Origin of the sequence: Burkholderia sp. AU27893, from assembly GCF_002223205.1 — a bacterium.
Classification (GTDB): Bacteria; Pseudomonadota; Gammaproteobacteria; order Burkholderiales; family Burkholderiaceae; genus Burkholderia.
In genome coordinates, this window is record NZ_NKFD01000002.1 from 1,027,843 (window position 1) to 1,038,206 (window position 10,364).

Below are 10,364 nucleotides of genomic sequence, written 5' to 3' on the forward strand. Positions count from 1 at the left end.
AAAATGCCAGGTATAAGCGAATCCGTATTTATCCGTAGTCCTCCGCATGGTTTCAGCGCCCGCGAAGCCCCGCCGCAAGCGCCTTTCGCCAGCGTGTTTACCCTGCCTTATTCTGGGTAGCTTGCTGGCGCTCGAAATAATCGCGCTGAAAAATGCACATGCGATAAGCGTTGTGATACGCGCCGTTTCCGAAAAATTCTTCCTTCAATTCCGCCTCGTGCTGGAATCCACATTTCTCGTACACGTGAATCGCCGCCGCATTCGACGTATCGACGATCAGGTACAGCTTGCGCATGTTCAGCACCTTGAACGCGTACTCGATCGCAAGGCGCGTCGCCTGGCCCGCATAGCCGCGCCCCTGGCGTTGCGGCGCGATGATGATCTGGAACTCGCCGCGTCGATGGATGTAGTCGAGCTCGATCAGCTCGACGAGGCCGACCAGTTCGTCTTGCGCATCGACCGCGACGAAACGGCGCTCGCGCTGGTCGTGCACGTGGCGGTCGTACAGTTGTGACAGTTCCGAGAAGGTTTCGTACGGCTCCTCGAACCAGTAGCGCATGATCTTCGCGTCGTTGTTCAGCTCGTGGACGAAGCGCAGGTCCTGGCGCTCCAGCGGCCGCAGCGCGAGCGTGTTGGTATCGTTCTGGAGTTGCATGTTCATGTCCTTTTTTGATGCCGGCGTACGTGCGGCAAGGCCGCATCCGGGCCTGTTTCGCACTGTAAGAAATTGAACGCGGGCGACGTTCAGAGCCTAGAATGGGAGCAAGGGTTCCTGCCACCGCAAGGAGGCTATCGTGTTCGAGCAAGTCATACTCGGAATATTCCTCGTGCTGCCGCTCGTGATCGTCGCGGCACTGTTTTCCGACGAACTTTGGCAGGAACATCGGCGCCAGCATCCGCGCGACGAAAACGCACCGCACATCGACTGGAAGCATCCGTGGCGCCGCGTGCGACGCGGGCATTGAGTCGATTGCCGTTCATCCGCGAGGCGTGCCGGCCCGGCCGCCTTGGCACGCGAACGCGTGACGCACCCTGTTAAGCCCCCGAATTTCGCCTCGATCCGATTCCCACTTGATCCGCTCACTCCGCGAGACGCCGCCGTGAACGACCAGCCCGCCCAACCTCCGCACGACATTCCCAGCGAAACGATCGACCTGCAGATCGCCGACGTGCTGGCAGCCATCCGCTACCCGGCCAACAAGGATGCGATCGTCGATGCCGCGCGCGACGCCGGCGCCAGCAACGAAGTGCTCGCGATGCTCGACGGCCTGCCCGAACAGGACTACGCGGACGTCAACGCCGTCACGCAATGGGTCGCCGGCAACTTCGGCCCCGGCCTCGGGGTTTGAGCGCGCCCCCATAACGCGATAGGATCAGGCCGCACCGGTCGCGCAGCGGCCGGCTGCCTGTCGCCCGGCGCAAGACCGGGTGTTTCCGCCTACGTGCCCGGGGAATTCCATGGAAGGCATCCTGATCCAGCACACGACACGCCGTCAGCTCTGGTTCGGCGCACTGACGGCGCTCGTCATCGTGCTCGCGCTCGGGATCGCCGCGCCGCACGCGAACGTCGAGCTGCCGGCCGTCGAGCCGTTCATGCCGATGTGCGCGCTCACCGTGTTCACCACCGCGAGCATCGCGGCGTTCTTTCTCGGAGCTCAGTTCACCGTGACGCGCCAGCCGGTGCTCGGCGCGCTCGGCGGCGCCTACGCGTTTACCGCGCTCGCCGTCGCATTACAGCTGCTCACCTTTCCCGGCGTGTTCGCGCCGCACGGGTTATTCGGCGCGCAACCGCAAAGCGCCGCGTGGATGTGGATCTTCTGGCATGCCGGCTTCCCGGGATTCGTGATGGTCGCGCTGCTCGCGCGCGAGCGGCTGGCGCGCGCCCCGATCGGCGCGCAGCAGACACGCTGGTGGACGGTCGTGCTGATCGGCGGGCCGGCGGTCGTCGCCGGGCTGCTGTGCCTGTTCGCGCTGAACGTGTCGCTGCCGCCCGCGTTTCATCCGCCCGGCGACGCGGCCCTGCTGCCCGTCAACACCGTCGCGTTGATCGTGTGGCTGCTCAATGCGCTGGCGCTCGTGGCCGTGCTGGCCACCGGCCGGCTGCGTACGACGCTTGACCTGTGGCTCGCGATCGCGGTGCTCGCATGCCTCACCGACACGACGCTGAACCTGATGAGCACCCATCGCTTCACGGTCGGCTGGTACCTCGCGCGCGTGTTCAGCATGTTCACGCCGGGCGTGCTCGTATGCGTGCTCGCGTGGGAAGTGACGATGCTGTACCAGCGGCTGTTCGAGGCGCACGCGACACTGATCCATTCGTCCGCCCGCGACGGCCTGACGGGCGCGTTCAACCGCATGCACTTCAACGATCATTTCCACACGCTGTTCCTGCAGGCGCGACGGCAAGGCGAACCGCTGTCGCTGCTGATGGTCGACGTCGATCGCTTCAAGGCGTACAACGACGCGTTCGGCCACGTGAAGGGCGACGCGTGCCTGATCGCGGTCGCGAATGCGCTGGCCGGCGCGGTGCGGCGGCCGGCGGACATGGTCGCGCGTTACGGCGGCGAGGAGTTCGCGATCGTGCTGCCGAACACAGGCGCGCGCGGTGCGCGGCTGGTCGCCGAGGAAGCGCGTGAAGCGGTGCTACGGCTCGATCTCGCGATGCCGACCGCACCCGCCGGACGCGTGAGCGTGAGCGTCGGCTGCGCGACCGTGTCGCCCGACGATCTGTCGACACCCGATGCGTTGATCGAAGCCGCCGATGCCGCGCTGTATCGTGCGAAGGATACGGGGCGAAACAGGGTCGTCACCGCCTGAAAACGTCTGCGGTTTCAGGGGTTCTTCGGGGATTTGTTACGGTCATTGTGACCGGAATAATCCGCCGTTACGGATTGCTGACCAGGGAAACGATCGCTTACAGCCGGTGTCGCGGGCGCTCGCTATGCTGGGTTTCATATTGAACCCATGCAGGTGAACGCGATGAAGAAGACCCTTTTGCTGATTGCCGGTGTCGCCGTGCTGTTGAGCGGCTGTATCGTGGTGCCGGATGGTGGCGGGTATTACGGTGGTGGCGGCTACTACCACCATCATCATTGGGACTGGGATTGATGCCGTGAAGCGCGGCACGCTTCAGCAGACGGATGGCTGAAGCGTCGTCGCGAGCGGGCGATTCGCCTGCATCGACACTCTTAACCGCAACATGATCAGGCCGGGCGGGTCAACCTGGCGTGCATCAGAAATACCTGCAGCGCAGCGAGCGTTTCGTAGTGCAGACGTTCGAGCCGCGCATCCTTTTTCGCTTCCGCGACCAGATTGCCTCGCCCATCCCGCTTGTATGGCTCGCCCAGTAGCTCGGCCATGTCGAACTGATAGTAGGTACGGTCGCCATACGGCCGCTTGCCGTCAATGTAGGGCATCGGCCAGAAATCCCCTTCGCCCAGCACATCCTCGATCGCATCCGAATCGACCGCCCTCCAGTTGGCGCCCCTCAGCACGGCGAGATGCGCGGCGCGAAACTGGAAACGGCCCGACGCGTCGACACCGCTTTCCTTGAATGCAAACAGTTTGCGCAGCGCCGGCGGGATCGTGTATTGCCCCGGTGCAAGCGAGCCGGCCTTCGCCACGAACTGCGGCACGAGCTGACCCAGTTCGGCCAGCGTGCGAATGGCGAGCGCCTCGTCGTCGGTTTTGAGTGCCGCCTTGGCCAGCGCGATCGGCGGCCCTTCGCCGATCAGCGGCTGCGACGGATCGATACCGGGCGCACCGGATTCGACGGGCACCCACATCACGCGAAGCCGGTTCATCAGCGCGACGTGACGCGCGGCCAGGTCGGGACGTGCCGCACCCTCGGCGAAGACAGCGCGGATGATCGCGTTGCGGTCGATCGATCGCGGCGGGGTGGGCGCACCCGATGCCGCGCGGGCAGCCAGTCCCAGCAGCATGGGAAGGGTGGCAAGGAAATGGCGGCGAGACAGGGGCATGGTTGGCGGTCGTGCGAGAAAGCAGGATCGGTCGGCTTGCTACGACGCTCGGCACCGCACGTCGCCCGATGGCGATCGCGCGGCGCGGATGCACTCGCCAGGCAAGCGCGACCGCGTCGGGTGTCGGCTCGTTCGGCCCGGCGCAATGTCGCATCCGGTGCGATGGCGAGCCCTCTGGCAAGACTGTCAGGCGGCGACGGACGAGACTTCCGCCGAAGGAGACAGATTCCGGACGACGAGCCGATCGACCTCGGCTCGTGCCGCCGCGATTTTCGCGTCGGCCGCGACAATGCGCTTCTGGTGGCGGTAGCGCGCGAAGAGAATCGAACCGAGGATCACGAGGACGAAGACGACATTGGTCACGGCCGTCGTATCGTCTGCGAACCTGCCAGCCGCGGTACCGATGATCGCGCCGCCCATCGCGCCGAACACGGCAGCGAATATGCCATCGCCAATCCAGCTCTTCGACGGATATTTGAGCTGCGCGAGATTGAGTGCGGAAACGGCATCCACGACGCCCACCACCTCGCCACGCACGGCCCGGAGTTGTGCCTCGATGACGTCCACCAGGTGTCGGACGCGGTCTTTATCCGATGCGGTGAGAACGCCAGCGTTGTAGTAGGCCAGCAGGATGCGCTCCAATTCGTTCCATTCGACATCCAGATCGGTCGAAATCAGGCCTTTTTCTTTTAGATAGTCCCACCCGACGTTGGCATCGTTGAGCTCAATATAAGCGCCGTGCGATGCGCAACACTCGAAGACTGCCAACGCGCGACGTAACGCGAGATCCACGGCGAAGCGGTCATTCGCTCGCGAGTGCTGGTTTTTCGTCAGGTCGACGGTCGAGTTGCCGGATGACTCGCGGCGCTTTCCGAATCCGAATCCCATACATGCCCTCTCTTTGTTTTGACGCCGGGATTTGTTATGTCGAGATTGCCCGGCCGGACGATTTTACGACAGGCCGGGTGAGGCGAACGGGAGAGCGATCGTGATCGGATGTTTCGGTTAAAAACGAATGACGCGCCGCGCGGGATGCGTCGAACTTCACATGCCCACGCGTTACTTCCCAATACAAAACCTGCTGAAAATCACCCCCAGCAGATCATCCGAAGTGAATTCCCCGGTAATCGCGTTGAGCTGTTCCTGCGCGAGTCGCAATTCCTCGGCAAACAGATCGAGCGACTGCGCCCTTTGCTCCGCATGATCCGCTGCCTGCGCGAGATGCTCCTGCGCGGCCCGCAGCGCGATCAGATGCCGCTCGCGCGCAAGATAAACGCCCTCGGCCCCCGCCTGCCACCCTGCAATCCGCAGCAACTCCGCACGCAGCATGTCGATCCCGTCGCCGCGCTTCGCCGACAGATGCACCTCGGTCAGATCGCCCTCCGCCGCCGGATGCTCCACACACGCCGCCACACCGGTCAGATCCGTCTTGTTCAGCACGCGCACCACCGGCACGCCGCCCGGGAACCGCGCTGCGATCGTCTCGTCATCCGGCGTCATCCCCGTGCGCGAATCCAGCAGATGCAGCACGACATCCGCCCGCTCGATCTCGCTCCACGTGCGCGCGATACCGATCCGCTCGACCTCGTCCTCCGTCTCGCGCAGCCCGGCCGTATCGATGATGTGCAGCGGAATCCCTTCGACCTGGATCGTCTGCGCAACCTTGTCGCGCGTCGTGCCCGCGATCGGTGTGACGATCGCCAGCTCCGCGCCGGCCAGCGCATTCAGCAACGACGACTTGCCGACGTTCGGCTGCCCGGCGAGCACGACCGACAACCCTTCGCGCAGCAACGCCCCCTGCCGCGCATCACCCAGCACGTGCGCGAGCTGCGTGCGGATCTTCGCGAGCTTGCCGCGCGCGTCGGCCGCCTCTAGGAAATCGATCTCTTCTTCCGGAAAATCGAGCGTCGCCTCGACCAGCATCCGCAGCGTGATCACGTCGTCGACAAGCGCATGGATCTGCCGCGAGAACGCGCCGTCGAGCGAGCGCCCGGCCGAACGCGCGGCGGCTTCGGTGCTCGCCTCGATCAGGTCGGCAACGGCCTCGGCCTGCGCGAGGTCGAGCTTGTCGTTCAGGAACGCGCGTCGCGTGAATTCGCCGGGCTCCGCAAGCCTCAGCCCGAAACCGCGCCCCGCATCGAGGCAGCGCTGCAACAGGAGTTGCATCACGATCGGCCCGCCGTGCCCCTGCAGCTCGAGCACGTGCTCGCCCGTGTACGAATGCGGTGCCGGAAAGTACAGCGCGATCCCGCGGTCGAGCGGCGCGCCGTGCTCGTCGAGGAACGGCACATAGCTCGCATGGCGCGGCGCGAGCTTCTGCCCGCACAACGCGTCGATCAGCGGCAACGCGGCCGCCTCGCCGCCGCGCCCGAACGACACGCGGACGACCCCGATGCCCCCCCGGCCGGCAGCAGTGGCAATGGCGACGATCGGATCGGAATCGGTAGCAAGCATGGGAATCGGATGAATTGGATGAATCAGGTAATCGGTGAATATGGTGCGCCCGCGCAACAGTTCGGGCATCGGAACGCCGGCATTGTAGCGTGCCGGCACACCCGTCACCGGCCGCCGCTCAGGATTCGGACACGCTCGAATTTATCCCGCCGGGGATAAGCCAGGTATCATCCAGGCGCCATGTCGCAGCCACCATTTCGGACGAGTATGCCTGCTGGAGCGGCCTAACGCTGCGGCCCTTAATTCCAGCACCCACCTCGATCAAGACCGGGATTCGTCTGAACGAGTTATGTTTATCCTGAATGGTTGTCTGGGACACGACGGTGGAATTGCACAATCTCTCCCATGCCGACATCCGAAGAAAAAGCCGCGTTCTCGGAACGCCTGAAATTCGCCCTGCGGCGCAGCCCGGAGAAGGTCACCGGTGCGACGGAGCTGGCGAACCGATTCAATCTGCGCCACCGCGGAGCGCAGCCCGTTTCGCCGCAAACCGCGCACAAATGGCTGACGGGCCGCACGATCCCGACGTCGGACAAACTCGTCACGCTCGCCGAATGGCTGCGCGTCGAAGTCCACTGGCTGCATTACGGCCCGTCGCCGAGCGTGATCGAACACCCGACGCCGCAACCGCTGCCACGCGACGAGCGCTATCCGCCGACGCCCGAGACGATCGAACTCGCGTCGAAGATCGAAGCGTTGTCGCCGCATCATCGCTACCTCGTGCAGGAACTGGTCGAGCAGTTCTACGGCGACGCGAGCGAAGCGAAGAAGGGCTGAGCCCGCACCGGATCCGCAAAAAGCAAAAAAGCCGCATGGGCGAACCATGCGGCTTTTTTTCGTGCATCGCGGGGCGAACGCGCCGCCCCGCGTGTGCAACGGGCGTCAGGCCGGTTTCTTCTTGGCCCCGCCGAGCTTGCGCGTGATGTAGTACTGCTGTGCGATCGACAGCACGTTGTTCACGACGTAGTACAGCACGAGGCCGGCCGGGAAGAAGAAGAACATCACCGAGAACGCGATCGGCATGAACTTCATCATCTTCGCCTGGACCGGGTCCGGCGGCGTCGGGTTCAAGCTCGTCTGCACGTACATCGAGACAGCCATCAGCACCGGCAGGATGAAGAACGGATCGCGCTGCGACAGGTCGTGAATCCACAGCACCCACGGCGCACCGCGCATTTCGACCGACGCGAGCAGCACCCAGTACAGCGAGATGAACACCGGGATCTGGATCACGACCGGCAGGCAGCCGCCGAACGGATTGACCTTCTCGGTCTTGTAAAGCTCCATCAGCGCGGCGTTCATCTTCTGCGGATCGCTCTTGAAGCGTTCGCGCAGCGCCTGCATGCGCGGCGTGATTTCCTTCATCCGCGCCATCGACTTGTAGCTCGCCGCCGACAGCGGGAAGAACACGGCCTTGATCAGGATCGTCAGCAGCACGATCGACCAGCCCCAGTTGCCGATGTAGCCGTGGATCTTCTCGAGCAGCCAGAACAGCGGCTTCGCGATGATCGTCACCCAGCCGTAGTCCTTCACGAGTTCCAGGCCCGGCGCGATGCCTTCGAGCATGCGCTCTTCTTCCGGACCGGCGAACAGGCGGGCCTGCACGTCGGCCGACTGGCCCGGCGCAATCGCGGCGACCGGCTGCTTCACACCGACGCGGTACAGCGTCGGATCGATCTTTTCAGCGTAGATGTCGCGCTTCACGCCCTGCTGCGGAATCCAGGCCGACGCGAAGTAGTGCTGCACCATCGCGACCCAACCGTTGTCGGCGGAGGTCACGTAGTCGGCCTTGTTCTTGTCGAGGTCGCTGAAGTTGATCTTCTGGAAGTGCTTCGCATCCGTGTAGACCGCCGGCCCGAGGAACGTATGCGAGAACATCGGCGTTTCGACGGCCGTGTTGTCGCGCACCAGTTCCATGTAGACCGTCGGCGTGACCGGTGCCGTGCCGACGTTGTCGATCTTGGTGTCGACGCCGATCACGTAGCTGCCGCGCGTGAACGTGTAGGTCTTCACGACCTTCACGCCGCCCTTCACCGGCGATTCGAACGACAGCTTCAGCGCGTTCTGGTCACCCGTCAGCGACGTCGTGCCCGGATTCTGCTGCGTGTAGACGTCGTTGTGGTTCGGGAAATCGCCGCCGAGCAGGCCCGAGCGTGCGAGATACGTGTGGCCGGCCGTGTGGTCGAACAGCGTGATGTACAGGTCGGGCTGCTTGCCGTCGCCCTGCTTCTTCAGCGTCAGCTTCGCGAGCGTGCCGCCGCGCGTGTCGATTTCGCCGTCGTACACGTCGGTCGAGAACTTCACGAGCTGCGCCTGGGCGGCCGGTGCCGTCGTCGACGGTGCGGCGCCGGCTGCGGCGGCAGGCACTTCACCTGCGGTCGTCGTCGCGCCCGTGCCCGATGCACCGCCGGCAGCGGCCGCGGGGGCCGTCTGCGTGGCGCTCGGGAAGAACATCGACGGGCGTCCATGGTCCCGCTGCCAGTTGTCGTACAGCATGACAGCTGACATGAAGAAGATCACCCATAGGACGGTGCGTTTGATATCCATGCGTTGTCTCAGAGTCGATGGGACCGCGCGTCGGCTTCGCCGCGAGCGCGAGTGTCGGAGTTGGGCGGCGGGACGAGGTCGATGCCGCCCGCGGAAAACGGATGGCATCGGCACACGCGCCTGACGGCGAGATACGTGCCGCGCGCGGCGCCATGATACTGGATTGCCTCGCGCGCGTAATCCGAACAGGAAGGATAAAAACGGCAACGGTTGCCGAGCATCGGGCTCACGGCAACCTTGTAGAAGCGCAGCAAGGCGATCAATACCGTTTCCATACCTTGGGCGACGCCGTTCGGCGCCGCGTCAAAACCGGCCGGGCAGGCGCGAACGCCGCACCGGGCACGGATGCGTCACTCGGACGCGGGCTTCGACGCACGGCGGGCGATCTCCCGGACTGCCCTGTCGAGCAGTTCGCGAATCTCGGCCGCGCACATCGCCGCGAGCGGGGCGGAAGCCGCGCTCGGCAGCGCTTTCTTGTCGAAGCGCGTGTGCTGCCGCAGCAGCAGGTCGTAACCGGCGAATTCGGCCCGGCGCAGGCGAAACTGATCGCGCGCCAGCCGCTTCACGAGGTTACGTGTTACTGCACGCGGCGCATACTTCTTGCCGACGACGAGCCCCAGACGCGCGGGCTGACCGGTCGGCTTGCCGTAAATCACGAAGTGCGCGGAGCGCCGCCAGGGGCGCAAACGAAAAACGGATGAAAATTCATCCGTTTTCAGAAGTCGCGCAGCTTTCGGGAAGGCGGCTTTCGTCTGCGACGGATTCGCACCCGGCTCGACGGCACCTTCCGCAGGACTGCGGACGGCGGACACAGCGCGCAACCTGCCTTAGATGGCGAGGCGCTTGCGGCCCTTCGCGCGGCGAGCGTTGATGACCTTGCGGCCACCTGCCGTCTTCATGCGGACACGGAAGCCATGGGTGCGCTTGCGGCGCGTCACGGACGGTTGGTAAGTACGTTTCATGATGTTCTCACTTGTTCGAGAATGTCGAAATTCAGGGGACCGCGTGCCCTTAACCGGAGGCATTCGGGCGAACGCAATCGCCGGGAATACAGGATTGGTTTTCGCGGAACCCGCTATTTAAACCGTTTTTCCGTTGACGGTCAATACTTTAGGAGTCGATCGCCTGTGCCCGCCCCGCGCGATCCGCCCCCGCGCCCCACACAACCGGCCTGTGGATAACTCGCGCTGTGGCCGCGTTTGGCGGTAGAATCTCGCCTTATCTCCAAGAATCCCGCACGCCGCTTCGGCTCGCGCCTGCCCCTCCAACACTGTGACGCAGGCGTCCGAGGCACGCTCGCACGACCGCTTCGGGCCTTGTTGCGCTACCGCGACAAGGGCGCCGGCGAGCCGCGCTGTGCACGCAAAAAACGACAGTTACTTG

13 protein-coding genes are annotated in these 10,364 nt (G+C 64.4%); 5 read left to right on the plus strand and 8 right to left on the minus strand.

Going from position 1 to position 10,364, the window contains the following annotated elements; translation table 11 throughout:
* Positions 1 to 97: 97 nt before the first annotated feature.
* Positions 98 to 655: a spermidine N1-acetyltransferase gene (gene speG / locus CFB47_RS17995; RefSeq protein ID WP_089426678.1), complete on the minus strand. Its 558-nt coding sequence runs from the start codon at positions 653 to 655 to the stop codon at positions 98 to 100.
* Between the two features lie 139 nt (positions 656 to 794).
* Here speG and CFB47_RS41220 point away from each other — a divergent pair, with 139 nt between their 5' ends.
* From CFB47_RS41220 to CFB47_RS41765, 4 genes are all read left to right on the plus strand, one after another.
* On the plus strand, positions 795 to 965 hold the full coding sequence (locus CFB47_RS41220; protein WP_039364617.1) for a hypothetical protein: 171 nt from the start codon (positions 795 to 797) through the stop codon (positions 963 to 965).
* 135 nt (positions 966 to 1,100) lie between these two features.
* On the plus strand, positions 1,101 to 1,349 hold the full coding sequence (locus CFB47_RS18000) for a DUF2795 domain-containing protein (protein WP_089461803.1): 249 nt from the start codon (positions 1,101 to 1,103) through the stop codon (positions 1,347 to 1,349).
* Between the two features lie 109 nt (positions 1,350 to 1,458).
* Positions 1,459 to 2,817, plus strand: coding sequence for a diguanylate cyclase (locus tag CFB47_RS18005; RefSeq protein WP_089461804.1), 1,359 nt, complete (start codon positions 1,459 to 1,461; stop codon positions 2,815 to 2,817).
* 162 nt (positions 2,818 to 2,979) lie between these two features.
* Positions 2,980 to 3,108: a hypothetical protein gene (locus CFB47_RS41765; protein WP_256946705.1), complete on the plus strand. Its 129-nt coding sequence runs from the start codon at positions 2,980 to 2,982 to the stop codon at positions 3,106 to 3,108.
* A gap of 95 nt (positions 3,109 to 3,203) precedes the next feature.
* Here the strand turns inward: CFB47_RS41765 and CFB47_RS18010 are convergent, their stop codons facing one another.
* The 3 genes from CFB47_RS18010 to mnmE all read right to left on the minus strand — a co-directional run bounded on the left by CFB47_RS18010 (position 3,204) and on the right by mnmE (position 6,434).
* Positions 3,204 to 3,980: a hypothetical protein gene (locus CFB47_RS18010; RefSeq protein ID WP_256946700.1), complete on the minus strand. Its 777-nt coding sequence runs from the start codon at positions 3,978 to 3,980 to the stop codon at positions 3,204 to 3,206.
* 186 nt (positions 3,981 to 4,166) lie between these two features.
* Positions 4,167 to 4,868 (minus strand): hypothetical protein, encoded by a 702-nt coding sequence (locus tag CFB47_RS18015; protein ID WP_089461806.1) that lies wholly within the window; start codon positions 4,866 to 4,868, stop codon positions 4,167 to 4,169.
* Positions 4,869 to 5,039: 171 nt separating this feature from the next.
* Entirely contained in the window at positions 5,040 to 6,434 is a 1,395-nt protein-coding gene (gene mnmE, locus CFB47_RS18020) for a tRNA uridine-5-carboxymethylaminomethyl(34) synthesis GTPase MnmE (RefSeq protein WP_089461848.1), read from the minus strand.
* 345 nt (positions 6,435 to 6,779) lie between these two features.
* On the opposite strand from mnmE, the gene CFB47_RS18025 reads away from it, so the two are divergent.
* Positions 6,780 to 7,211, plus strand: a complete 432-nt coding sequence (locus CFB47_RS18025; RefSeq protein ID WP_089461807.1) for a helix-turn-helix domain-containing protein — start codon at positions 6,780 to 6,782, stop codon at positions 7,209 to 7,211.
* A 105-nt stretch (positions 7,212 to 7,316) separates the two neighbouring features.
* On the opposite strand, the gene yidC is transcribed toward CFB47_RS18025, so the two are convergent.
* The 4 genes from yidC to rpmH all read right to left on the minus strand — a co-directional run bounded on the left by yidC (position 7,317) and on the right by rpmH (position 9,943).
* Positions 7,317 to 8,981 (minus strand): membrane protein insertase YidC, encoded by a 1,665-nt coding sequence (yidC, locus tag CFB47_RS18030; protein ID WP_089461808.1) that lies wholly within the window; start codon positions 8,979 to 8,981, stop codon positions 7,317 to 7,319.
* Between the two features lie 8 nt (positions 8,982 to 8,989).
* On the minus strand, positions 8,990 to 9,256 hold the full coding sequence (gene yidD, locus CFB47_RS18035) for a membrane protein insertion efficiency factor YidD (protein WP_006750110.1): 267 nt from the start codon (positions 9,254 to 9,256) through the stop codon (positions 8,990 to 8,992).
* A gap of 75 nt (positions 9,257 to 9,331) precedes the next feature.
* The gene (rnpA, locus tag CFB47_RS18040) at positions 9,332 to 9,793 is read right to left on the minus strand and encodes a ribonuclease P protein component (protein WP_039364627.1); all 462 of its coding nucleotides are present in this window, start codon (positions 9,791 to 9,793) and stop codon (positions 9,332 to 9,334) included.
* A 15-nt stretch (positions 9,794 to 9,808) separates the two neighbouring features.
* Positions 9,809 to 9,943 carry a 50S ribosomal protein L34 gene (gene rpmH, locus CFB47_RS18045; RefSeq protein ID WP_004198824.1) on the minus strand — a complete coding sequence of 45 codons (135 nt, stop codon included), beginning with the start codon at positions 9,941 to 9,943 and terminating at the stop codon, positions 9,809 to 9,811.
* Between the last annotated feature and the right edge of the window lie 421 nt (positions 9,944 to 10,364).